The sequence below is a fragment of the Peptostreptococcus anaerobius VPI 4330 = DSM 2949 genome (assembly GCF_000381525.1).
In the GTDB taxonomy this organism is placed as follows: domain Bacteria; phylum Bacillota; class Clostridia; order Peptostreptococcales; family Peptostreptococcaceae; genus Peptostreptococcus; species Peptostreptococcus anaerobius.
On the sequence record NZ_KB906610.1, the window covers coordinates 53,165 to 76,675 of the forward strand.

The window sequence follows — 23,511 nt, forward strand, 5'->3', positions numbered from 1 at the left end:
TGTACACAAGCTAGTGTTTTTTTATATTGTTGTCGATTTTACCTATATTTAAAAAAAAGACTAGAGATAAAATCCCTAGTCTCAAGATTAGTTTTAAGTTTTAGTATTAGTCGTTGCCGATTACTGTAAGTTCCTTGTCGAACTTGTTTAGTACTTCGCAACCATCTTCTGTTATAAGAACTAGGTCTTCTATTCTTACACCGAATTCTCCTGGTAGGTAGATTCCTGGCTCTATAGAGAATATCATTCCTGGCTCAGCAACTGCTGTATTTACAGAAGATACATCTCCGTAGTCGTGGTCCTCTAGTCCTATATGGTGACCAGTTCTATGAGTGAAGTATTCGCCGTAGCCCATTTCTGTTATGTAGTCTCTACAAGCTGCATCTATGTCGCAGAATCTAGCACCTGGCTTTGATGCTGCTATACCTCTCCTGTTGGCTTCAAGTACTATTTCAAATACTTCTTTGCCCTTTTCACTTACTTCCTTCCAGAATACTGTCCTAGTCATGTCTGAGCAGTACATATCCTTCTTACAACCGATGTCAATTATGATAGCATCTCCTGGCTGTGCATATCTGTCACCAGGTTCTCCATGTGGGTTAGCTCCATTAGCTGCCATACCGATGATTGGGTCAAATGATAGGCCTTCAGCGCCCATTTCTTCGTATAATTTTATTAACTCGCTAGCGATCTGCTTTTCAGTCTTGTCGCCAGTTATTCTCTTTATTATTTCTTCACAAGCTTCGTCGTTCATCAAAGAAACCTTTCTCATTAGGTCCTTTTCTTCTTCGTCCTTGTACATTCTTAGGGTATCTACTATATATGAGGCATTTACAAATTTGCCATCACAGTAATCCATTAGACCTAGAACGAATCTAGCTGGCCAGTTCTTGTCTACACCTACTGTAGCTGACTTGTCTATGTGGTTGGCAACTACTTCTATTGAGTTGTCTGTGTCTGTAAAGATTATTTTTTCAACGCCTAGGTCTTCTTCAATAGGGAATAGGGCGTTTACAAATAACTTGTGGTCACCTTTTTCGCTAAGGTATAGTGAGAATAATCTTTCTCCTGGATTTAGGAAATAACCAGTTAAATAAAATATAGAAAGTGGATCACTCACTAGGAACTGAGGAATGTTATTTTCCTTCATCTTTTTCAATACTTGACTTACTCTGTTTTCTTTCATATAAAGCCTCCTAATATCTATTTATAGTAGGTAGGTAAGTAGGGTCCAAGCCACAAAAACTCGCCTGAAATCCTTATCCAGCCCACCGATATGTATATTATAACACTTATATTCAAAAATTAAATAAAAAATGTCGATATAATTTGAAAAGTGTGAAAGTAATCTATTATTTACTATAATATTTTTGTGAAAATTGTCCTGTAACATTATTTGAATATTCATTATAGTCCTACTAGCTAGAAAAGTTAGTTCAAATATGTTATAATTTGTCTTAGGTGAGAAAAGGTTTCTTAATTATTATTGGGAGATTTTCTCGCAAATAAAACAATAGAGGTGGAATCATGAAAGAACTAAGAACACTATATCCTTCAATAGAGGCCAATTTTACAGACTTCATAAAGGTAGACGATGTACACACAATTTATTACGAAGAATCTGGTAACCCGAATGGTCATCCAGTGGTATTTCTTCATGGGGGTCCTGGCTGCGGTACAGCACCATCATGCAGGCAGTTCTTTGATCCAGAGTTTTATAGGATAATATTATTTGACCAGAGGGGTAGTGGAAAGAGTACTCCTCATGCTAACCTTACAAACAATGATACAGATAGCATTATTTGTGATATGGAAAAGATAAGAGAAAAATTAGGAATAGACAAGTGGTTGGTATTCGGTGGTAGCTGGGGATCAACTCTAGCCCTTAGCTATGCCCTACAGCATCCAGACAAGACTATGGGTCTAGTCCTAAGAGGAATCTTCCTAGGAAGACAGGAAGATATAGATTGGATCTACCAAGAGGGTGGAGCATCAAATATATTCCCAGACAAGTGGGAGAACTTTATTAAGGTTATACCAGAAGAGGAAAGAGGAGACCTTATAACTGCCTACTACAAGAGGTTGACTAGCGAAGACAGGGCTACTAGGGTTGAGGCTGCTAGGGCTTGGTCTATGTGGGAAGGTAGTATAGTTACACTTCATCCAAATGATGATTTAGTTGAGGACTTTGGTGATGAAGACTATGCAATATCTATGGCAACTATTGAGTGCCACTTCTGGATGAACAATATGTTCAGAGACAATATGAACTATATCCTAGATGAAGCGGATATTATCAAGGATATACCTACTCATATAGCCCATGGTAGATATGATATGGATTGTAGGTTTATAGGTGCATACTTACTTAGTAAGAAGCTAAATAATTGTACGCTTGATGCTACTATTACAGGTCATTCTTCAGGAGAACCTGAAATTGTAGATAGTTTGGTTAGGGCTACAGATAGGTTTAAAGAATTATTTAAATAAGGGGGTTTAACTTATGAAGGTATCTGATAGAGTTGCAAAATTAAGAGACTTAATGAAAGACAATAAGATAGATTTATATATGGTTCCTACTGCTGACTATCATAATAGTGAGTATGTAGGGGAACATTTCAAGGAAAGAGCATTTTTGACAGGATTTACCGGTTCTGCAGGTACAGCTCTTGTAAAGGAAGATAAGGCTGGTCTATGGACAGATGGTAGATATTTCCTACAGGCTGGCAACCAGTTAAAGGGTTCAGGTGTAGACCTATACAAGATGGGTGAGCCAAATGTTCCTACAATAAATGAGTTTGTAGAGAGTGAATTAAAAGAAGGTGGGGTCTTAGGCTTTGACGGTAGGTCTGTTCCATTTGGTGACGGTGTAGAACTAGAATCTATAGTAAAGGCTAAAAATGGTAGCATAGTTTACGATCTTGACCTAGTTGATGAAGTATGGGAAGATAGACCTCCCCTATCTGAGGAACCAATATTCTATCTTGATGAAAAATACAGTGGTGAATCTGCTGCTAGCAAGATAGAAAGAGTAAGGGCACAGATGAAAAAATTTGGTGCAGAAGCCCATATCATAACAACACTTGATGATACAGGCTGGCTGCTAAATATAAGGGGTAGGGATGTTGAGTACTTCCCACTTATTCTTTGTTATTCAATAGTTTACAATGACAAGGTTGTATTATACATAAATGAGGACAAGATAAGCGATGAGATAAAGGCTATATTAGTAAAGGACAATGTAGTTATAAAGCCATACAATGATATCTATGAAGATGTAAAATCTTTAAAGACAAGTGTTCTAGTTGACCCAGATAGGTTGAACTATGCTATGTATAAGAATATACCAGAGTCTGTGAAGGTAGTAGAGGCTATGAACCCTACAATACTCATGAAGGCTATAAAAAATGATGTTGAAATAGACAATATAATAAAGGCCCACATAAAAGACGGTATAGCTCATACAAAGTTTATCTACTGGATGAAAGAGTTGGTTAAAAATGGCAAGATAAGTGAAGAAACAGAAATGTCAGCGTCAGACAAGTTAGAATCACTTAGAGTAGACCAAGGTGACTTTATCTGCCCAAGCTTTGAACCTATAGCAGGTTTTGGAGAGCATGGAGCCATAGTTCACTACGCTGCTACAGAAGAAACTAATGTAAATCTTGCAGAGGGAACTTTGTTCTTGACAGATACAGGTGCTAACTATATGCAGGGGTCAACTGATATCACTAGGACGACAGCTCTAGGAGAAATATCTCAGGAAATGAAAGACGACTATACTACAGTACTTCAGTCCAACCTAAGATTAGGCAAGGCTAAATTTATGTATGGTTGTACAGGATTAAACCTAGATATATTAGCTAGACAACCATTCTGGGACGCAGGAAGAAACTTCAACCACGGTACAGGTCACGGAGTTGGATACCTAGGCAATATCCACGAACCACCAACAGGATTTAGGTGGCAGGTGAGAAAGCATGAAATACACCCATTTGAAGCGGGTATGGTAATTACAAATGAGCCAGGTATATATATAGCAGGCTCACATGGTATCAGACTGGAAAATGAATTGCTAGTTAAGTATGGACCAAAGACAGAGTATGGCCAGTTTATGGAGTTTGAAGCTATCACATATTGTCCATTTGACTTTGATGCAATAAATGTAGATATGTTAACTGATTCAGACAAGGAAGAATTGAACAAGTACCACAAAAACGTGTATGAAATCATAGGACCACATCTAACAGATGAAGAAAGAGCTTGGTTAAAAGAAGCAACAAGAGAAATATAAGCAAAAGTAATTGACATTTAGCCGTCTATATAGTATTCTATGTAAGACGGCTTTGTTATAGTCGTTAGTTTGAGTTGGAAAAATATATAAAATTAATTGCGGAAGGTAATAGTTACTTGATTTTTTCAGGAAGCTATATCATCATATAAAAATCAAATTTGGAGGTGTAACGATGAGAGTTAAAGTAACATTAGCATGTACAGAGTGTGGTCAGAGAAATTACAATACTACTAAGAACAAGAAGAACAATCCTGACAGAATAGAAATGCAGAAATACTGTAAGTTCTGTAAGAAGCACACTACTCATAAGGAAACTAAATAATAAGATAAGGATGTGAGTAAATGGCTAAAGAAAACGTAGAATTATCACAAGAAAAGGTCGGATTTGTAAAAGGAACTGGACAAGAATTAAAGAAGGTTACTTGGCCGACAAAAAAAGAACTTGCTAGTAAGACAGGTGTCGTACTAGGGGTTGTAGTTGTATCAACAGTCTTTGTATGGCTAGTGGATACAGGTTTATCAAAAGTACTTAGCTTGATAGTTAAGTAGTTTGGCAACTTTGAAAGGATGATTTTGATGTCAGAAGAAAGAGATTTAAAATGGTATGTCGTACATACATACTCAGGACATGAAAACAAGGTCAAAACGACAATTGAAAATACTGTAAAAAACAGAGGTATGGAAGACATTATCGAACAGGTGATAGTGCCTACTGAGGAAGTAGTTACAACTACTAAGACAGGTAAGGAAAAACTAACACAGAGAAAAGTATTTCCAAGTTACGTAATAGTAAAGATGGAAATGACAGACGAATCATGGTACATTGTCAGAAATACAAAGGGTGTAACAGGATTTGTTGGCCCAGGATCAAAGCCAGTACCTTTGACAGTTGATGAGGTAAAGGCGATGGGAATAGAGCTACCAGCTTCTAAGATTATTAGTGGCGAGATAGATTTAGCTCCTGGAGATACAGTTAAGGTTATCAGTGGCGCCTTTGTCGATAATGTTGGAGAAGTTGACGATGTAAACATTGAAAAAAGAGAAGTAAAAGTCTATGTAAATGCATTTGGTAGAAAGGCACTAGTAACTCTAGGGCTTGAAAATATAGAAAAAGTATAAGGAGGTGCAATAAAATGGCTAAGAAAATTATTGGACAGATTAAATTACAGATACCTGCAGGAAAGGCTACTCCAGCTCCACCAGTTGGACCAGCACTAGGACAGCACGGTGTTAACATTATGGCGTTCACAAAGGAATTCAATGCTAAGACAGCAGATCAGGCAGGAATGATTATACCGGTAGTAATCAGTGTATATCAGGATAGATCTTTCAGTTTCATAACTAAGACTCCACCAGCAGCTGTTCTTATCAAGAAGGCAATCAACCTACAGTCAGGGTCAGGAGAACCAAACAAGAAGAAGGTTGGTAAGATAACTTCAGCTCAGGTTAGAGAAATCGCTGAGTTAAAGTTAAAGGACCTAAACGCAGCTTCAGTTGAATCAGCAATGAGAATGATCGCTGGAACAGCTAGAAGTATGGGTGTTGAAGTTATAGACTAATTAAGTCTAAAGTGAGTGCTGATTATCGTCATAATTGGCGATAGTAGCATATTTTATTTATTCGCTATATAGGCAGTGCCTAATAGTGGGAGGTTAAAAACCGTAATTACCACAAGGAGGAATTTAAAATGGCAAAAAGAGGTAAGAGATACGCTCAGGCGATCGCTAAAGTAGACAGAAGTGTTTACTATGATGGATCAGAAGCTCTTGGACTAGTAGTTGATACTGCAAGTGCAAAGTTCGATGAAACAGTAGAAGCCCACATCAAGTTGGGTGTTGACTCTAGACATGCTGATCAGCAGGTTAGAGGTGCTATCGTGTTACCACACGGTACAGGTAAGACAAAGAAAGTATTAGTTTTCGCTAAGGGTGAAAAGGCTAAGGAAGCAGAAGCTGCAGGAGCTGATTTTGTAGGTGCTGAAGAACTAGTTCAGAAGATCCAGGGAGAAAACTGGTTTGACTTTGATATAGTAGTTGCTACTCCAGATATGATGGGTGTAGTAGGTAGACTAGGTAGAGTACTTGGTCCTAAGGGATTAATGCCAAACCCTAAGTCTGGTACAGTTACATTTGATGTAGCTAAGGCTATTGATGAAATCAAGGCTGGTAAGGTTGAATATAGACTTGATAAGACTAATATCATCCACGTTCCAGTTGGTAAGGCATCATTTGGTCAGGAAAAATTATTCAATAACTTCAAGGTATTAATGGAAGCTATAATAAAGGCTAAGCCATCTGCTGCAAAGGGACAGTACCTAAGAAGCGTAACAGTTGCTTCTTCAATGGGTCCTGGAGTAAGAGTAAACCCAGTTAGAGTTACTGAATAATTAAAAAACTGTTGACACAGGTTGACAAATATGATATTATTGTCAATGTTGAAAAAGAATAGATTTGCCGTAGACAGTGGGTGTTGTACGACTTAATTTCCCACCGAGGTTGCGATATACGTGATACTTGCGTCCTCCTTGTCTATGATAGGGAGGACTTTTATTTTTACGGTGAGTGCTAAACTTTATTTTTGTGAAGGAGGTGCACTAAGAAATGAGTAAGGCTATTGAAATGAAATCAGCTGTTGTAGCTGAGATTGCTGAAAAGCTAGAAAAGGCTGCTTCTGTTATCGTTGTAGATTACAAGGGACTAACAGTTGAACAGGTTACAGAATTAAGAAGTCAGATGAGAGAAGCTGGTGTAGATTACAAGGTATACAAGAATACACTTGTAAGAAGAGCTGCTAAGACTATAGAAGGTGAAGCATATGCTAACTTCAATGATACTGAATTAGTAGGTCCAAACGCTATAGCATTCGGATATGAAGATCCAGTTGCTCCTGCTAGAATATTAAAGGGATTCATGGATAAGAACCCTGATAAGATCTCTCTAAAGATGGGTGTTGTAGAAGGTGAATTCTACGATGAAGCTAAGATAGTTGCTCTTGCAGCAATACCATCAAGAGAAGAACTTATCGCAAAACTTCTTGGCAGCTTAAAGGCTCCAATGTCAAACTTTGTTTACTTATTGGATGCTGTTGCAAAGAAGCAGGACGAAGCAGTAGAAGCATAGTCAAAAAAGAGGTCCAAGAGGCTGCATAGCCTAGGATATAGTTTATGACCATTTTCGGTCGGTCAATATTAAAAAGAATTTAAAAATAACACACGGAGGTGCAATAAAATGACAATAGAACAGATATTAGAAGCTATAGAAAACATGAAAGTTTTAGAATTAAATGAATTAGTTAAGGCTGCAGAAGAAAAATTCGGTGTATCTGCATCTGCTCCAGTAATGGTTGCTGGTGGAGCTGCTGGTGGAGCTGCTGGTGAAGAAAAGACTGAGTTTGATGTAATACTAGCATCAGCTGGTTCTTCAAAGGTTGGAGTAATCAAGGAAGTTAGAGCTATAACTGGTCTTGGACTAAAGGAAGCTAAGGAAGTTGTTGACAACGCTCCAAAGGCTGTTAAGGAAGGCGTATCTAAGGAAGAAGCAGAACAGATCAAGGAAAAGCTTGAAGCTGCTGGTGCAACTGTAGAAGTTAAATAATTAAGACTTTATTTAGATATTAATTAAGATTAAACAATAGCATTTAATTTGATAATAAGGGGTCGTCTGTATCGTTAGGATCGGGGGGCTCTTTTTTTGTTGTATAATTAACCACGCACAAGGCAGGGTGTGGACTTTGTTTATTTTTTGTGGACAATAAGCTGTTAATTAAGAATACTTTGTTAATAGTAGTTACCTAAAGTCTGCTTACATGATATAATAAACGTAGAATGCCAGCTTTTACAATTTTTTAAGCGGCATAATATTTGGATGGGTGGTAATATAACTTATGAAGAAACGAATTTTAACTATCACTGGTATTTTAATTACATCTGTGATGGCGAGTCAAGTATTTGCGGCTGGCTCACTAAAAACGGATTCTGAAAGTATTAGTTGGACCAAAAACTTTTTGACAAAGCTAGAAAAACAAAACATCAATGATGTTGAGAGGGAAATAAATAAGGTTAATAAGGATACACAGCTAGGAAAGTTCGATATCAAGAGTGCTAGGAGCAGGTTTGATGATGTGGTATTTTTGGGCGATTCTATAACTGAGTACCTTAGGGAAGCTAATATTCTAGATGCAGCCAGTGTTCTAGCCATGAAGGGTGAGCACGTATTACAGGCTCGCAAGCATATAAATGAAGTCAAGAGCTTAAAGCCAAAGAGCATAGTCATATTGTATGGAGCTAATGACATCACTGCTTATTCTCCGGATGTTTTTAGGAAAAACTACATCAAGTTGATCAAGGATATCAAGGCGGTTGATAAGGGTGTTAAAATATATATTCAGGCTCCTCTACCAGTTCTTGATAGGATATCTAAGGCCAAGGATTATCGAATAAGCAACGAGAATATCAGTGAATTCACTAAGGCTGCAAAGGCTGCAGCAAATGAGACAGGTGCTACATTCTTATCTTCTGATGGCCTTGTAAACGATGAAGAACAATTTGAGCAGGATGGAATACATTTTAAGTATGGATTCTACCTAAATTGGCTTCAATTCTTGAGCGAGAATATATAGGAGGGTAGAATATGAGTGATAAAAGGGATAAAAAACAGCCTAATGCCTCCAATTATGAACAGACAGCTAGGCTCAGAATAATTACAAGTGAAGAAATAGAAGACACTGTAAAGGGTGGTAATAGGCCCAAGGAATCCATAAAGGACAGGTTTGTAAATAGAAAGCCTATGAAGATGAGTTCCATGTATAGGAAAAAGTATGCCATACTTTGGGGAATTGTCCTTATAGTATTTATACTTGCATATCAGTTTGTAAAAGTAAGGGATATAGACTTTAAGGAGCTATCTAGTCAGATTGAGAACCGGGTCAGTATGGATAATATGGTCATGGGAAATGATGCTACTCTTAGAAAGCTTTATGGTATAAATAAGCTTGAGGTTGAAGCTTATACTTTGCTGGCTCCTAAATCCAATATGGAGGCTACAGAGATTTTGATAGTAAAATGCAAAAAAGGCATGACAGATCCTGTTATGGCCAAGATTCAGGCTAGAATTGATGCCCAATCTAATTCTTTTAAAAACTATGCGCCTGACCAATATACGATAATCAGCAACAGTCAATTGAAGAAAAAGGGTGATTACATATACTTTATTTCTTCTAAGAACCAAAAAGCAATTGATGAAGCTATTAAAAATTCTTATAAGTAAGGGGGGATGATAATTGAGTTTTACTAGTTTAACATTTTTAGTTTATTTCTTCCCTCTAGCTATGATTGTCTATGCTTTGACTCCGAAGAAGTTAAAAAATAAGAGCTTATTAGTACTGAGTTTGATTTTTTATAGTTGGGGAGAGCCTGCCTATCTTTTACTTTTGTTGCTGTCTATTTTGGTGACTTGGTTTGGGGTTAGGCATATACACAGGATTAGGACGAGTAGAGAAGAAGCCAAATTCTACATGGTTTGTCTAATAGTATTTAACATAGCAATTCTAGGATTCTTTAAATATTATGGATTTTTAATCGATAACGTTAATTTTATTACTAGACTAAACCTTAAGATAATAGATTTACCGCTTCCTTTTGGTATATCATTTTATACATTCAAGATAATATCATATATAGTTGATGTGTATACAGCTAGGACAAGGCCTCAAAAATCTCTCGCAGATTTTGCCCTGTACATATCTATATTCCCTCAGGCTGGTGCAGGACCTATAGTTCAGTACTCAGAGATGGAAGGTCAGTTAAAATCTAGGACAAATGATATTGACCACTTTGGTAGGGGAGTAGAAAAGTTTATTATAGGTCTTGGTAAAAAGGTACTCATAGCCAATAACATGGCTCTTATATGGGCTAGTGTCAAGGGTATTCCAGGTCTTGAAATGTCTGCTATGACCGCTTGGTTGGGTATAATAGCCTATACCCTACAGATATACTTTGACTTTAGTGGCTACTCAGATATGGCTATAGGCCTTGGATATATGATGGGATTTGAATGGGCCGAAAACTTTAACTATCCTTATGTGGCCAAGTCTGCAACAGAGTTTTGGAGGAGATGGCACATATCATTAGGAAACTGGTTTAAGACCTATATATATTTTCCACTTGGAGGAAATAGGTGTTCAAAGCTTATAAATATGAGGAATATATTTGTAGTTTGGATGGTTACAGGTCTATGGCATGGAGCTAATTGGAACTTTGTCCTTTGGGGGCTTTTCTACGGCTTACTTATATATTTTGAAAAGCTTAGCTTGGGAAGGAGACTAGCCAAAACAAATAAGAAGATACAAAGCCTATACTGCTTGCTGATAGTTGTTATGGGATGGGTACTATTTGACTTTACTAGCCTTTCTGAGATATTTAAATTCTATTCAAATATGTTTATATTTGGATCTACAGGTCTCGTTGATAAAGAGGCCCTACACATCATAAAGACTTCTTGGAAGTTGATGTTACCAGCGATTATAGGTTCTACACCTTTTGTAATGAAAGTTATAAATAATATAAAGTCTAGGTTTGGTAAGAGGGGATATATAGGAATGTCAGTATTCTATATTGTAGTTCTTTACCTATCTGTAGCATCTCTTGTTGGAGACAGCTTCAGTCCATTCCTATATTTTAAATTTTAAATGGAGGTGAGTAGGATATGAAAAAAGTACGTTATGAAGAACCGAAAATGCCTGAAAGCCTTAGAATATTGATGGATTTGGATGCTGAAGATACCCTTGGTAGGGGCACCAAAAAAAGAGGACCCAAGAAGTATGCATCCAAAAAAACAAAGTCCAAAACTAAGAGTAAAAAAATAGATGCCAAGAGACCTAGACCGACTAAGCAAGTTGGTCCTAGAAAGGCAGTCTCTAAGAAAAATGATAAACTGACTAAGAAGACCAAGGTCGCTATTAAATCTGAAACAGAACATGCTAAAAAAGCTCCTACAAGCCAATATAAACCGGATACTAAGAGAAATAGTACCAACAATATAAATGGCAATAAAGGAAAGCTAAAAACGCCTTCTAGGGGCTTGGACGATAATAAAAAGACAAGGAGAAAAAGAGAAAAATCTTCAAAGACTTTTAACTTTTCTAACCTGATGTTTGTAATTATCCATGGCATAAGTGTCTTCTTTAACTTCTTGCTTCATGGTGGGGAGAAGAAACTCAGTGTATCTCAAGAAAAGAAAAAGCAACTTGATAAGAAATTTAATCAAGGATTTTCCCTTGTATTCATGGGCCTTATGGTCTTGTTGTTGGTTATGAACATACTTCATAAGGATCTTCCTAAATCTGAAGCAGAAAATAGGACGCTTGAACAGAGACCGGCGCTATCTATAAGTGATATAGTATCTGGAAAATATAGTTCAAAATTCTCTGATTATGTGTCTGACCAATTCCCTATAAGATCAGGATTTATAAAGGCAAAGTCAAGGTTTGATCTCCTAACAGGTAAGGACAAGATAAATGGTGTCTATATAGGTAAAGACGGTTACTTGATGGAAGGGTTCAAGATGGCGAGTGATGATGTTACACAGACTAAGATTGATGCAATTAATAAGTTTGCTCAAAACAATTCTAAATTGAATGTATCAGTCTTGCTGTCTCCTAATAAGGTCGAGATATACAAGAACTACCTACCTAAGTTTGCGCCGGAAGATTCACAGGCTGAGTATATGAAGCTTCTAAAGTCAAAGTTAAATTCAAAGGTCAAGTTAGTTGATGTTATAAGCACTTTTAACAGGCTAAAGAACAATGAGCAGCTGTACTTTAAGACAGATCATCACTGGACTGTAGAAGGGGCCTACGCAGCCTACGAGGACTATTGTAAGGCCATGAATTTACAGCCTGCGAACAGAAATTCCTTTACAAATTCACTTGCTAGCAATGATTTCTATGGAAGCCTCTACTATAAGAATGCAGCTGGTATTGGTAAACCGGATCAAATATACCTTAGCCTACAACAGGACAACAATCCAGTACTTGTCAAGTACTTTGATACAAAGAAGAAGGTAGCCAGTCTATATGATGTATCTAAGTTATCTACAAAGGATCCTTACCAGGTCTTCACTGGAGGTAACCACACTCAGATCAGGATAAGAACAAACATAGATACGGAAAGAAAGTTGTTGGTTATAAAGGACTCCTATGCAAATGCTATGTTGCCTTTCTTGGTGAACAACTTCTCTGAAATAAATGTGGTAGACATGAGATACTTTACTGGTAGTATCAAAGATTTAATGAATAATGCTGAGGTTACAGATGTATTGATTTTAGGGAATATAAATACTTTTAATACAGATGCGTCAATACTTAGCTTGAACGAGTAAAAATATAGAAATTAAATATACGAAAACACCGAGGGATTTCACCCTCGGTGTTTTTCGATGTTTAGGGATAGTGTTTAAGCTTACTCCCTCTTTTTGTTATGTTTAATCCGGCATATTTGAGTATATATCGTCTATGCTAGTCTTTACCTTGTCAATTGGTTTTGAAGCTGCTCTACGACCTACTGGTGGCCTGCTATAGCCAAAGCTACCCGTCATACCACCGCCACCTACTACACCTCTTAGAAACTCAACCTCATTTCTCATATACCTAAATTCGATGAGCATTCTCTCTAGTGCCTGGCTCTTTGTCGATATGTTATTTTCTTCCATGAACTCTTCTATCAAATCATCAAGGTCTGGACTAATGTATGAAGTTAGTCTGATCCTGTTATTTTTCAAGTCTAACACCAACCTCATACAGGCCTTTAGCAGTTGCCATCTGGCTGTCATCTACTACTGTAAATTTATCGTTTAAGTTAAGGTTTAAGCTAGTTCCACCTGATACATAGATGTTCATTTCATCTAGGTTATTCCATGTTTCTTCGATTATTTCGTTGGTATCATCAGAAGTAAGTGTGTATGCAAGATCTTTTAACTCTGGGTAGTCGTCGGCTGAGTCTATTTCTGGAAGACTCTTAGTGATACCTATATCTACAAGCCTTTTTTGTACTAGCTTCAAGGCGTTCTGATTACCTGATTCTATAGTAGTTGAAAGCTTGTCATTGAACTTAAAGCCCTTGTCGAAGTAGCTAAGCTCTGTAGTTCTAAAGCCTACATTTACCATGCCTACTGGGTTCTTGTCGTTTATTTTGCCGTCCATGGCGTATATTAGGGCTGCATCTGCTTCCCTAAATATGTTGATGTTCTCTATGTTTATTGTTTTGACACTGTTGTTTATCTTGTTTTTCACTGATATAGTAGTGTCCTTGTATTCCTTTTGTACTTCCTTCAAAGTTGATTTCTTGAATATCTTGTATGGTACACCTAGCATAATACTTACGTTGTCAGATACTGCTATTTCTGATAGGGCAGCACTTATAAGTGTTTTTACAACAGGTGAAACCTTGCTATCACCGGCATTTCTTATACATTTCATACTCTCTTTTTCAGATAAGGCTCCTACAAAGTATTCTGTACCTTCGATTTCTATATAGATCGGGTTGTCTTTATAGTCTTCCAATGATATGTTTCTTCCGTCTCCATAAACGCTCTTAAATAGGCATGAATACTCGTTTTCGTTGTATAATGAGTAGCCCTTTACATAGCCTCTACCTATATCTAATCCTATTATTTGTGTATCCATTTTTCTTCCTCCTCTTAGTTATCTTCTTAATTATCTTCCAAAAATATCGTTTGAATAATATATGTCTTATTTTATTATATTAGATTATATTTGTTTTGTTCTTTCTATTGTCTATGTATGATTATACCATATTAGTTCCTAAATAGCTACATAAATAATAGCATATTATAAAAAAGTAACTAATATGGAACTTATATAACGTTAATTTACTAATAAAAAGTACCTTTTAAGTGACTAAAATGATAGAACACAAAAATATAGTGTCTAATAAGTAACTATAAAGTAACTAAAAAGTAATTATTAAGTTGTGGTGGGTAAGAGGCATATTTCCTCCTATCTTGGAAAAATAATTTGATGAAAAACTTGTTACTTAGAGTGATTTAGAAAAAGTTGATAATAAAAAAGATTACTCTAAAATATACTAATTTAATTGAGGATTTATATACCCTATGATATAATTAAATGAATTGAATTAGCAATTAAAAAATACTTTGAGTCAGTTTTATAATATTGGGGAGGATAAAATTATGGAAGACAATAAAAATATCTCTAGGCAAGAAAATGCACAAGAAAATATGAGCTCGGAAAATAATGACCTTGGTCAAGAGAGAAGTGAAACTGTAAAAGAGGTAATAAAAGATATTGAAAATGAAACATACACTACTAACAATAGTATGTCCCTTCTTGAAGAGTTGGAGTTGTATGTTGGTCCCAAAAAAGAGGTGTATTACTCAACAAGATTTGAGGATATAATAGACAGTGAGTCTAAAATCGGGTGGAATTGGCCTGCCCTATTTGTTCCTGTATTATGGATGGCCTATAGAAAGATGTATATAGAGTCAGGTATATTACTGGTTGTTTCCACAGCGCTAAGCCTACTCACTAAAAAGATAGGATTTTTACATGTGATAAGCCTTATAATTACATTTTTGGTGCCAGCTACTGCCAATTGGTTGTATTTTAGGCATGCAAAGAAGGATATAGAGGCTATAAGCTCAAGAGGGGAAGAGAGAAAGTCTGAAATTATAGCAAAGGGTGGAACATCTGTTGCTGCAGTATTTGTATTTTTAATTATATCTATAGTAATATCTGGTGTAGAGCTTATGAATAATCAGGAGTTTATGAATATTATAGGAAAGATGTAGTAGTGCCTTAGAAAGATGTAGTAGTGCCTTATATTGAGATATAGTGGTACTTGAATAAAACAAAGCCTATAAAACTATATGTGGTTTTGTAGATGATTTTATTTTTAAAAAAAGAGGGAGGAAGTATCTCTGGTCTTGATAGACTGGTTATACTTTCTCCCTTTAATTTTTGTATTAAATGCTATATTTTATTTTTAAGATTGTCTAACATATCCCTTGTCATGGCGTCCAGGTCATATCTTGGTTTAAAGCCCCATTGTAGTTTTGCCTGACTAGTATCAAGTGAATTAGGCCAAGAACCTGCTATAGACTGCCTGATAGGGTCTACATCGTAATCCATAGTGAATTCTGGTATATATTTTTGTATTGATCTTTTCATATCTTCTGGCTCGAATGACATAGAAGAAACGTTAAATGCATTTCTATCTATAAGTTTGTCGGGGTCTGCTTCCATTAGTTTGATAATTGAATCTATAGCATCTGGCATATACATCATGTCCATGTAGGTACCCTTGTCTATAAAAGAAGTGTAGTGCTTATTTTTAATCGCTTCATAGTAGATGTGTACAGCATAGTCTGTAGTTCCGCCACCTGGAAGTGTCTTGTGGGATATTAATCCTGGAAACCTAACTCCCCTCGTATCTAATCCGTATTTTTGGTGGTAATAGTCACATAGGAGTTCTCCGGTCACCTTGCTCACTCCATAAGCTGTAGTTGGTCTTTGGATTGTATTTTGAGGAGTCTTGTCTTTTGGTGTAGATGGACCAAATGCACCAATTGAGCTAGGCACAAAAAGACTTGCTCCAATCTCCTTTGAGACCTCAAGGGCATTGTAGAGTCCGTTTACATTTATATCCCAAAGTAGGTTTGGATCTTCCTCGCCCTTGGCTGACAGTATTGCAGCAAGGTGGAGTATTGTATCAACCTTCTCCTCCTTGGCTATCCTATAGAAATCATCAAGGTTTCTGCAGTCCATTGAATAATAACGATTGCAGTCTAGGTCTAGAGGATCTTTTCTTCTTGCACTTCCTATGACCTTGTCCTTACCATATATTCTAGATAATTCGGATATTAAATCTCCGCCTATTTGACCTGTTGCGCCTGTAACTAAGATTTTTTTCATTTGTGTCCACCTCTCATTTTAATCTAAATACTATTAATTATATTATACGAAAAAAAATAAAAATTTAAAATGGCTATCTATAAATTAGAATTTTATATATTTTGCATATTAATCACCCTAAAAATTAGAGTTGATTTTTAAACTACCCTTAAAATCCTGCATAGATAGTTTTATTAAGTTTATTTTGGGTTAAACTAGATATAAAACAAAAAAATAAGGCATTTTGGGAAAATTATTTAATATAGATTTTCACGATTAATTAATCCAGAAATAGAAGTTTTTTTGATAAGTGTAATTGTTGACAATAGAATTTTATAAGAGTATAATTCAAGATAGATAAACAAACTATAGTCTAGTACTTAGGATAAAACTAAAAAGACGTTATAGCTTTAATATATTTATAGGTTTTTGGTTATTTGGCATATGTATATGCATATTTGTTTTTATTCATAATGGGAGGTAATATTATGGGTCTTGGTCCAAGTATTAAAATGACGACACTACACCACTTTGACTGTCCTTTGACTAGGGCATTGAGAGAAGACAAGGACTTAGAGTTCTGTGGAATTGTAGTTGATGGTGTTTCTGAGGTCTTTGATGACAAGGTATACACTGCCAAGAGGTCAGCTGATTTAGCCCAGGCTATGAGAGCAGATGCGGCGATTGTGGCTATAGACGGATGGGGTAATCACCATGTGGATTTTGTGAATGTGATAGAACAATTGGGATTAAAGGATATACCTTCAGTTGCCTTGAGTTTTGTTGGACTTCAAGGTAGGTTGGTGTGTTCAAACGAGTATGTTGATTGCCTAATAGACTTTAATAAGGGCGAGTCAGGCTATGAAAACTGTGTAGTAGGTTACAACAACCTTACTTATTTGGATGCTAAAAAGGCGGTTGCTATATTGAAAAGTAAATTAAGAAAAGTTGGAAAGCCTGTTGATAACACTAGAAATTTAGATGAAGAGAAAGTTTTGAAAAGATTGACCGTCAAAGAATACCCAGTCAAAAATGTTGAATTTGGAGACAAAACTGAGATTTCTAGGGGGACTCTTACTATAGATAGAAACCTAAAAAATAAATACAAGGATAAGCTTATTAAGGATGTAAACATATCTATCGTAAGTCCGGGAGAATATGATTTCTTTGTGAATTCTAATTTGGACTTTTCTCCGATTGCTGTCAAGGAAAGAGGGGAGCTAGGGCAAGGTATAACTAGACTACTAAAGGGAGTAACTACAATGCTTACTGGAGTAGAAGATAAGAGTGGTTTTCAGCCTTCCAATATAGGATCTTCCGAGGGACTTTTAAGAGACCAGGTTACATTTGATAGGGAGGGTACACCGAGTAGCCAAGACTATCTATTGCACATAGACTTCTTGTTTGAAGAAGGCCAAGGAAGGACTGCAGAAGGTCTGATGGCAGCCCACAGAATAGGAGATATGATAGTAAATGATATAAGGTCCAAAATTAAGGATATTGATGATATGCCGTACGAAAGAAAAGAGTATTACGATTTATACAAACCTGGTAAGAGAAAGGTTGTACTGATTAAGATAGTTTCAGGTCTGGGCAATATGTATGATACATCTATGTTCCCATTTGAGCCAGGAGGATTTTTAGGTTCGAGGAATATGATGAATTCTCAAAATGTACCATATGTTATTTCACCTAACCAATGTAAGGATGGGGCAATACATTCATTGTTGTAATTATATATTGAGTGGAGGTAGAAAGATGCAAAAGTATTATGATTTTCTCCTATCACAAGGGGTTGGGGCACCTAGTCAACCTGTTGTAAAAGAGGGGGAAGAGGTTAAAAGAGGACAATTGATAGCTAAATGTCCTGAGGAAAAACTGGGTTCTAATCTTCATACTAGCGTTTCTGGCAAGGTTTCAGAGATAAATGACAAGGAGATTAGGATAGAAGCATTTGAAGATCAACCTAGTGATTATGTTAAGCTGACTTCTGATAGTCCTCTTGACTTGGTCAAAGAATCAGGCATGGTTGGACTAGGAGGAGCAGGGTTCCCTACTCATGTCAAGCTTGGTAAGAAGTTTGAAAAGGATGGTCTTGTAATAGTCAATGCTGCTGAATGTGAACCTATACTAGGTCACAATATAGCCTTTATTGAGAAAAATCCTGGATATGTTATCAAGGCCCTAAAGACAGTTATGGATATCGTAAATGCTGAAAACGGTGTCATAGGTATCAAGGAGACTCACTTAGAAGCCATAGAGCTTTTAAACAAGTCTATAGATACTGATAAAATATCTGTAAAACCTTTGGCCAATGTCTACCCGATGGGAGAAGAGAGGGCTCTTATAAGAGAAGTTTTAGGAAGGCTTCTTTTGGTAGACCAGTTACCTCTTGAAGCTGATTCTATAGTTATCAATCTTGAAACTGTATGTAGGATTCAGGACGCTGTAGAGTTTAAAAAACCTCTTATAGACAAGAATCTTACTGTTGCTGGAAAGATAAATGGTGAGATCATAAAGACTTTTGAAGATATACCTATTGGAACAAGAGTTGAAGAAATAATAGATATGGCAGGTGGTATCTCAACTCAGGATTATGGTGAAATAATAATGGGTGGACCATACACAGGAAAGAGAACTTATTTGGACAGGCCGATAGTTAAAACTACAGGCGGAATACTTGTAGCAGAAGAGTTCTGGAAGGGCCCTGAAAAGATAGGTCTACTAGTCTGTGCTTGTGGTGCCAATAAAGAAAGACTAGAAGAAATAGCTGAAAGTATGGGAAGTCAGGTTGTAGGAGTTGATTACTGTAAACAAGCTATAGAGATGAAAAATGGAAGCAGAAAATGTGAAAATCCTGGTATATGTCCAGGTCAAGTTGCCAAGGTTATGAAGCTTAAAAAGGATGGAGCACAAGCTATCTTAATAAGCAACTGCACAGACTGTTCAAACACCGTAATGTCTTGTGCACCTCAAATGAAACTTCCTGTTTACCATTGTACTGATGGTGCCTTGAGGGCTGTAAATATGAAGCTTATTAGAAGGATAAAGGAAAAGTAGGCTAGTTTAAAATAAGGTAGACTAGAGTTTAAAATAAGGTAGACTAGTTTGAAGATAAATAAGGCTATGTAGTTGTGGATTTACTTTAGGTTAGTAAAACCAATAAATTTTGTGAAATTTTAATTGTGTCAACTGTTAATTGTGTCAACTGGATGCAGAATAGTCTATGGCTATGAGCATTTAGAAATATATTTTAAAGGAGTGGTTAAAGTGTCAATTACAAAGGAAACTGTACAGGCTCATTTAAAGGATCCAGCGATTTTCTGCTGTCGTAGAAACAAAGGAACTGTTGTTGGACCCGCAGATCTAGAAGATCCAAATCTATTTGAAGATATGGTAGATGCAGGATTATTAACACTTGATGAAGATGGACTTACAATCGAACAGGTTCTAGGAAGGACTTTGTTAGAAGATTGTGAGGCTCTAACTCCAATCAAGTCAAAATTCTTAGATGGTGTAAATGAGGTAGAAGGTGCTGAAGCTTCAAAGGTTGAAGAACCTGAAGTTAAAGCTGAAATTCCAGAGAAAAAAGGAACTTTTGTAGGAGGAAATGGTATGATTCATTTAAAAATTGATAAACTTGAAGGATTAAGTCTTGATTTGCCAGCCGGAACTACTATAGGTGGTATGGGGTCTGATTTTGTTGCTCCAGAAATGCCTACAGGCGAGAAGAAGGTTATCAGAAAGCTTGTTAAAAAGCACATTAAGATAACAGATGCTGAAATAGGAAAAGAAACTTCTATAAAAGACGGTAAGATCACTGTTGATGGAAGCTTAGTAGAACAGGCTATTAAAGAAGATGAACTTTGTGTTAGCTTATCTCTTGACGTTATAAAGCCAGAAGATCGTCACATATACACTGAGACAATAATGGACGTTTGCCCTATAGCTACAAAGGTTGAAGGCGTTCTAGGAGAAGGTGTAACTAAGGTTGCTGACGGTGTGGTATTCATGCTAACTGGTGTAGACGAAGATGGCGTTCAGATACATGAATTCGGTTCTTCAGAAGGTTTCCTTGATGAAAAGATGTATTTTGGCCACCCAGGTTGTGCAGATGAAAACGATATAATCATTCGTTGCCACGCTGTAGTTAAGAGACTTACTGGTATGACAAGACCAGGACCTCTAGCTGCTCATAAGTGCCAGGACTTCATAATTCAGAAGGTTAGAGAACAGTTAAAGACTTATGATGGTGAAGTTGTAAGAGAAGAAATTTGTGAAGACGTTAGAAGAAAGGGTAGACCTAGAGTTGTACTTATAAAAGAAATAATGGGACAGGGTGCTATGCACGACAATATCATATGTCCAGCTGAACCTTGTGGTGTTATGTCAGGACGTAACAACGTTGACTGCGGTAACGTACCTATGATACTTACTCCAAACCAGGTTAGAGACGGTTCAATCCACGCTCTTACTTGTATAGGACCTGCAACTAAGGAAATGACTCGTCACTACATCCGTGAGCCGTTAGTAGAAGGACTATCTGCAGATGAAGAATTAGACTTAATAGGTGTTGTATTTGTAGGATCACCTCAGGTAAATGATGAAAAGCTTTGGGTATCAGAAAGATTGGGTTCTATGCTTGAAAGTATGGACGTTGATGGTTGTATAATAACTACTGAAGGATTCGGAAACAACCATATAGACTTTATAGAACATATAGGCCAGGCTGGTAAGAGAGGAATACCAGTAGTTGGAGTATCATTCTGTGCATATCAGGGACAGCTAGTTGTTGGTAACGAATATGCTACTGCAATGGTAGAAGAAAACATGGATATGGGCGGATTTGAAAACGACATAGCTGGATGCTCTTGTGTAACTGTAGAAGTAGCAGCACGTGCTATACAGATGCTAAAGAACAAGATGTTAGGCGTAGAAATAAAGCCAGCTCCAAAGAAATGGAATAACGATGTAATAAATGCTAATAACAAGATCCTTGGTCTACCAGAAACTGTTCTAGTAAACAGTGGAACACTTCACTAAGATGATGGATTACCAGATAAATCCCGTTGTAATGGGAGGTAAAATCAAAGAGATATTCAGCGATGGTACAGTAAAGATAAATCTTAACGGTAGACTAGGAGTTATAAAGGTACCTAAGGATATAGTATTAGATAGCGAAGGATTAAAGGCAGGAGACAAGCTTAAATTCTATTTTAGCTATATAAGAATATCGGATGGAATCATAGAGTACGATGACTCTGATATGAATGTTGAATATGGTATGAACCCTACGATTATGGGAGGACAGCTAAGAGAAGTAAATGATACAGCAGCGGAAATAGTTATAATGAACGGCAAGGGCTCTGTAGCTGTTCCACGTCGTTGGATGTTTACGAATTGTGAGCTTGAAGAAGGACAGAACTGTGAATTTTATCTAAGCTGCATGACAAAAGTCAGCTAAATAAGAAACCGACAAGTATGTTTATTCTGATAGCAAGTTAATTAGATAGCAGTTAAAACTAATTTTTAAAGGAGGTTAATTTCATGAAATTAACAGGTAAAGAAGGATTACAATCAGAAATATTTGTTCCAGTAACACCTAAGCCAGTGTTTGTTGAATTAAAGAAACCACTTAGTGAGTGTAAAGTTGCATTTATAACTGCTGGTGGTATACATAAAAAATCTCAGACACCTTTCAATACATCAGGAGATTTCTCATATAGAACTATAGAATTCGATACACCAACATCAGAATTGATGGTTACACATGGTGGATTTGACAACTCAGATATAAATAAGGACGTAAATGCTATGCTTCCAATAGACCGTCTTCATGAACTAGTTGAAGAAGGATTTATAGGATCACTTTCTCATGAGACTTATACATTCATGGGTGGTGGCGGAAACGTTGAAAAATTCCGTGGAGAAACTGGACCAGAAATAGCTAAAAAGTTAAAAGAACAGGGTGTTGACATAGTACTTTGCACAGGCGGTTGTGGTACTTGTCACCGTTCAGCTACAATAGTTACTCGTTGCTGTGAAGAAGCTGGTATGAGCTGCTGCGTTATAGCTGCACTACCTCCTATAGCAAGACAGCAGGGTGCTCCTAGAATCACTGCTCCACACGTACCAATTGGATCAAATGCAGGAGAGCCAAACAACCCAGCAATGCAGACAGCTATAATTAAGGAATCTTTAGAATGGGTAAGAGATTGTCCAAGCTTCAACCAGACTAAGATACTTCCTTATGAATACAGACATAACGTATAAGAAATAGCTTTTGTTTATTGATTAAATCATGTTTATTGAGTGAATCATTTTTTGAATAAAAGTGCCATATACTAGTAAGGGGCGACGTCATTAGTTTGGTGTCGCCTTTTATAGTATTTGTAGATTTAATAGTTATAGAGTTTATAATAAGCATTACAAATACTTGGTATCGTTTTTTTCTATAGGGAAATCAAATAAAAGCATTGACTATATATTTATAAAAAGTATAATTAAAGGTATTGGTAAAGTAGTTAGGTTTGATAGGTGGTGAGTTTATGAAAGAAATGTCTACAAAGGATAAAATAATAAAAGTTGCATGGTCATTGTTTGATGAATACGGTTATGATAATACAACTGTAGACAGGATTATTCAAACTTGCGGAATATCTAAGGGGAGTTTTTACCATCACTTTTCTTCTAAAGATGACCTGTTGGGGAGTTTGGCATATGTGTTTGACTCACAGTATGAGATAGCCCTTGAAGAGGTTGGAACAGAAGAGATGAATTCATATGATAAACTTATATATTTTTCAGAGTTTTTATTTAGATATATTGAAGAAAATATACCTATTGAGATACTATCTATAGTGTATTCCACTCAGGTTATAAAGTCCGGTAAAAAGTTTTTACTTGATCAGTCAAGGTTATACTATAAGGTTCTTTCAACTATTATAAAAGAAGGTCAGGCTAAGGGAGACATAACAGATGAAAAGTCTCAGATGGAGCTAGTTAGGCTGTATGCGCTTCAAGAAAGAGCAGTCTTGTATGATTGGTGTATATCAGAAGGTATGTATCCATTGTCTTCATATGGCATAGATATATTGAAGTTTTGTACAAGCAGTATCAAAAATACTAATTAACAGTTTAAATATATATATAGTTAGCTGTCGTCAGATTGATATTTGGCGACTTTTTTTATGTGCTTTAAAAAACAAAAAGTTCTAAAGGGCTTGAAAAAAATACAAAAAACGTGTATAATAAAATACTGTTTAATATGAGAGACTAGGCTGATTTTTAGG

General features: G+C 36.5%; 24 protein-coding genes and 1 other annotated feature. Of the genes, 20 read left to right on the plus strand and 4 right to left on the minus strand.

The window, feature by feature from the left end:
* Positions 1 to 106 precede the first annotated feature (106 nt).
* A complete protein-coding gene (locus tag F823_RS0103175) occupies positions 107 to 1,186 on the minus strand; it encodes a M24 family metallopeptidase (RefSeq protein ID WP_002843014.1) in 1,080 nt (359 codons plus the stop codon).
* A gap of 341 nt (positions 1,187 to 1,527) precedes the next feature.
* On the opposite strand from F823_RS0103175, the gene pip reads away from it, so the two are divergent.
* From pip to F823_RS0103245, 13 genes are all read left to right on the plus strand, one after another.
* Positions 1,528 to 2,490 carry a prolyl aminopeptidase gene (gene pip, locus F823_RS0103185; RefSeq protein WP_002843077.1) on the plus strand — a complete coding sequence of 321 codons (963 nt, stop codon included), beginning with the start codon at positions 1,528 to 1,530 and terminating at the stop codon, positions 2,488 to 2,490.
* Positions 2,491 to 2,503: 13 nt separating this feature from the next.
* On the plus strand, positions 2,504 to 4,294 hold the full coding sequence (locus F823_RS0103190) for an aminopeptidase P family N-terminal domain-containing protein (protein WP_002846500.1): 1,791 nt from the start codon (positions 2,504 to 2,506) through the stop codon (positions 4,292 to 4,294).
* Between the two features lie 172 nt (positions 4,295 to 4,466).
* Positions 4,467 to 4,616 (plus strand): 50S ribosomal protein L33, encoded by a 150-nt coding sequence (gene rpmG, locus F823_RS0103195; protein ID WP_002843084.1) that lies wholly within the window; start codon positions 4,467 to 4,469, stop codon positions 4,614 to 4,616.
* A 20-nt stretch (positions 4,617 to 4,636) separates the two neighbouring features.
* Positions 4,637 to 4,843, plus strand: a complete 207-nt coding sequence (gene secE, locus F823_RS0103200; protein WP_002842917.1) for a preprotein translocase subunit SecE — start codon at positions 4,637 to 4,639, stop codon at positions 4,841 to 4,843.
* Positions 4,844 to 4,870: 27 nt separating this feature from the next.
* Positions 4,871 to 5,413, plus strand: coding sequence for a transcription termination/antitermination protein NusG (gene nusG, locus F823_RS0103205; RefSeq protein ID WP_002842945.1), 543 nt, complete (start codon positions 4,871 to 4,873; stop codon positions 5,411 to 5,413).
* A gap of 14 nt (positions 5,414 to 5,427) precedes the next feature.
* On the plus strand, positions 5,428 to 5,853 hold the full coding sequence (gene rplK, locus F823_RS0103210; RefSeq protein WP_002843028.1) for a 50S ribosomal protein L11: 426 nt from the start codon (positions 5,428 to 5,430) through the stop codon (positions 5,851 to 5,853).
* Between the two features lie 128 nt (positions 5,854 to 5,981).
* Positions 5,982 to 6,680, plus strand: a complete 699-nt coding sequence (rplA, locus tag F823_RS0103215; RefSeq protein ID WP_002842947.1) for a 50S ribosomal protein L1 — start codon at positions 5,982 to 5,984, stop codon at positions 6,678 to 6,680.
* 49 nt (positions 6,681 to 6,729) lie between these two features.
* Positions 6,730 to 6,853: a sequence feature (ribosomal protein L10 leader region), on the plus strand.
* A 41-nt stretch (positions 6,854 to 6,894) separates the two neighbouring features.
* On the plus strand, positions 6,895 to 7,413 hold the full coding sequence (gene rplJ, locus F823_RS0103220; protein ID WP_002843085.1) for a 50S ribosomal protein L10: 519 nt from the start codon (positions 6,895 to 6,897) through the stop codon (positions 7,411 to 7,413).
* A gap of 108 nt (positions 7,414 to 7,521) precedes the next feature.
* Complete coding sequence (gene rplL / locus F823_RS0103225) at positions 7,522 to 7,887, plus strand: 50S ribosomal protein L7/L12 (RefSeq protein WP_002842856.1); 366 nt, start codon at positions 7,522 to 7,524, stop codon at positions 7,885 to 7,887.
* Between the two features lie 289 nt (positions 7,888 to 8,176).
* A complete protein-coding gene (locus F823_RS0103230; RefSeq protein WP_002842996.1) occupies positions 8,177 to 8,911 on the plus strand; it encodes a GDSL-type esterase/lipase family protein in 735 nt (244 codons plus the stop codon).
* An 11-nt stretch (positions 8,912 to 8,922) separates the two neighbouring features.
* Positions 8,923 to 9,558, plus strand: coding sequence for a DUF4358 domain-containing protein (locus F823_RS0103235; protein ID WP_002846504.1), 636 nt, complete (start codon positions 8,923 to 8,925; stop codon positions 9,556 to 9,558).
* Between the two features lie 13 nt (positions 9,559 to 9,571).
* Entirely contained in the window at positions 9,572 to 10,978 is a 1,407-nt protein-coding gene (locus tag F823_RS0103240) for an MBOAT family O-acyltransferase (protein WP_019595371.1), read from the plus strand.
* Positions 10,979 to 10,995: 17 nt separating this feature from the next.
* A complete protein-coding gene (locus F823_RS0103245) occupies positions 10,996 to 12,669 on the plus strand; it encodes a DHHW family protein (RefSeq protein ID WP_002846507.1) in 1,674 nt (557 codons plus the stop codon).
* A gap of 102 nt (positions 12,670 to 12,771) precedes the next feature.
* Here F823_RS0103245 and F823_RS0103250 read toward each other — a convergent pair whose 3' ends face one another.
* Both F823_RS0103250 and F823_RS0103255 read right to left on the minus strand, forming a co-directional pair.
* Positions 12,772 to 13,077, minus strand: coding sequence for a hypothetical protein (locus F823_RS0103250; RefSeq protein ID WP_002843012.1), 306 nt, complete (start codon positions 13,075 to 13,077; stop codon positions 12,772 to 12,774).
* Positions 13,058 to 13,972 carry a ParM/StbA family protein gene (locus F823_RS0103255; RefSeq protein ID WP_002843046.1) on the minus strand — a complete coding sequence of 305 codons (915 nt, stop codon included), beginning with the start codon at positions 13,970 to 13,972 and terminating at the stop codon, positions 13,058 to 13,060. The genes F823_RS0103250 and F823_RS0103255 overlap by 20 nt, the downstream gene beginning before the upstream one ends.
* Positions 13,973 to 14,499: 527 nt before the next feature.
* Between F823_RS0103255 and F823_RS0103260 the strand changes: the two genes are divergently transcribed.
* A complete protein-coding gene (locus F823_RS0103260; protein WP_019595373.1) occupies positions 14,500 to 15,117 on the plus strand; it encodes a DUF2628 domain-containing protein in 618 nt (205 codons plus the stop codon).
* Positions 15,118 to 15,298: 181 nt separating this feature from the next.
* On the opposite strand, the gene F823_RS0103265 is transcribed toward F823_RS0103260, so the two are convergent.
* Positions 15,299 to 16,240 carry an NAD-dependent epimerase/dehydratase family protein gene (locus tag F823_RS0103265; RefSeq protein ID WP_002846509.1) on the minus strand — a complete coding sequence of 314 codons (942 nt, stop codon included), beginning with the start codon at positions 16,238 to 16,240 and terminating at the stop codon, positions 15,299 to 15,301.
* Between the two features lie 452 nt (positions 16,241 to 16,692).
* Here F823_RS0103265 and F823_RS0103270 point away from each other — a divergent pair, with 452 nt between their 5' ends.
* The 6 genes from F823_RS0103270 (at position 16,693) to F823_RS0103295 (ending at position 23,352) form a co-directional block, all read left to right on the plus strand.
* Positions 16,693 to 17,952 carry a glycine/sarcosine/betaine reductase component B subunit gene (locus F823_RS0103270; RefSeq protein ID WP_002846510.1) on the plus strand — a complete coding sequence of 420 codons (1,260 nt, stop codon included), beginning with the start codon at positions 16,693 to 16,695 and terminating at the stop codon, positions 17,950 to 17,952.
* Positions 17,953 to 17,977: 25 nt separating this feature from the next.
* A complete protein-coding gene (prdC, locus tag F823_RS0103275) occupies positions 17,978 to 19,279 on the plus strand; it encodes a proline reductase-associated electron transfer protein PrdC (protein WP_019595375.1) in 1,302 nt (433 codons plus the stop codon).
* Between the two features lie 210 nt (positions 19,280 to 19,489).
* Entirely contained in the window at positions 19,490 to 21,262 is a 1,773-nt protein-coding gene (prdA, locus tag F823_RS0103280; RefSeq protein WP_019595376.1) for a D-proline reductase (dithiol) proprotein PrdA, read from the plus strand.
* A 1-nt stretch (position 21,263) separates the two neighbouring features.
* On the plus strand, positions 21,264 to 21,683 hold the full coding sequence (locus F823_RS0103285; RefSeq protein WP_002846514.1) for a CBO2463/CBO2479 domain-containing protein: 420 nt from the start codon (positions 21,264 to 21,266) through the stop codon (positions 21,681 to 21,683).
* A gap of 83 nt (positions 21,684 to 21,766) precedes the next feature.
* The gene (gene prdB, locus F823_RS0103290; RefSeq protein ID WP_002846515.1) at positions 21,767 to 22,492 is read left to right on the plus strand and encodes a D-proline reductase (dithiol) protein PrdB; all 726 of its coding nucleotides are present in this window, start codon (positions 21,767 to 21,769) and stop codon (positions 22,490 to 22,492) included.
* Positions 22,493 to 22,767: 275 nt separating this feature from the next.
* A complete protein-coding gene (locus F823_RS0103295; RefSeq protein ID WP_002846516.1) occupies positions 22,768 to 23,352 on the plus strand; it encodes a TetR/AcrR family transcriptional regulator in 585 nt (194 codons plus the stop codon).
* Positions 23,353 to 23,511 lie beyond the last annotated feature (159 nt).

Coding starts and splice junctions, on each gene's coding strand:
- rplL (WP_002842856.1), top strand. CDS start 7,522: ATGACAATAGAACAGATATTAGAAGCTATAGAAAACATGAAAGTTTTA.
- rplK (WP_002843028.1), top strand. CDS start 5,428: ATGGCTAAGAAAATTATTGGACAGATTAAATTACAGATACCTGCAGGA.
- prdB (WP_002846515.1), top strand. CDS start 21,767: ATGAAATTAACAGGTAAAGAAGGATTACAATCAGAAATATTTGTTCCA.
- F823_RS0103190 (WP_002846500.1), top strand. CDS start 2,504: ATGAAGGTATCTGATAGAGTTGCAAAATTAAGAGACTTAATGAAAGAC.
- F823_RS0103175 (WP_002843014.1), bottom strand. CDS start 1,186: ATGAAAGAAAACAGAGTAAGTCAAGTATTGAAAAAGATGAAGGAAAAT.
- F823_RS0103295 (WP_002846516.1), top strand. CDS start 22,768: ATGAAAGAAATGTCTACAAAGGATAAAATAATAAAAGTTGCATGGTCA.
- F823_RS0103260 (WP_019595373.1), top strand. CDS start 14,500: ATGGAAGACAATAAAAATATCTCTAGGCAAGAAAATGCACAAGAAAAT.
- F823_RS0103255 (WP_002843046.1), bottom strand. CDS start 13,972: ATGGATACACAAATAATAGGATTAGATATAGGTAGAGGCTATGTAAAG.
- rpmG (WP_002843084.1), top strand. CDS start 4,467: ATGAGAGTTAAAGTAACATTAGCATGTACAGAGTGTGGTCAGAGAAAT.
- nusG (WP_002842945.1), top strand. CDS start 4,871: ATGTCAGAAGAAAGAGATTTAAAATGGTATGTCGTACATACATACTCA.
- F823_RS0103235 (WP_002846504.1), top strand. CDS start 8,923: ATGAGTGATAAAAGGGATAAAAAACAGCCTAATGCCTCCAATTATGAA.
- F823_RS0103285 (WP_002846514.1), top strand. CDS start 21,264: ATGATGGATTACCAGATAAATCCCGTTGTAATGGGAGGTAAAATCAAA.
- prdC (WP_019595375.1), top strand. CDS start 17,978: ATGCAAAAGTATTATGATTTTCTCCTATCACAAGGGGTTGGGGCACCT.
- F823_RS0103265 (WP_002846509.1), bottom strand. CDS start 16,240: ATGAAAAAAATCTTAGTTACAGGCGCAACAGGTCAAATAGGCGGAGAT.
- rplJ (WP_002843085.1), top strand. CDS start 6,895: ATGAGTAAGGCTATTGAAATGAAATCAGCTGTTGTAGCTGAGATTGCT.
- F823_RS0103245 (WP_002846507.1), top strand. CDS start 10,996: ATGAAAAAAGTACGTTATGAAGAACCGAAAATGCCTGAAAGCCTTAGA.
- F823_RS0103270 (WP_002846510.1), top strand. CDS start 16,693: ATGGGAGGTAATATTATGGGTCTTGGTCCAAGTATTAAAATGACGACA.
- F823_RS0103230 (WP_002842996.1), top strand. CDS start 8,177: ATGAAGAAACGAATTTTAACTATCACTGGTATTTTAATTACATCTGTG.
- rplA (WP_002842947.1), top strand. CDS start 5,982: ATGGCAAAAAGAGGTAAGAGATACGCTCAGGCGATCGCTAAAGTAGAC.
- pip (WP_002843077.1), top strand. CDS start 1,528: ATGAAAGAACTAAGAACACTATATCCTTCAATAGAGGCCAATTTTACA.
- secE (WP_002842917.1), top strand. CDS start 4,637: ATGGCTAAAGAAAACGTAGAATTATCACAAGAAAAGGTCGGATTTGTA.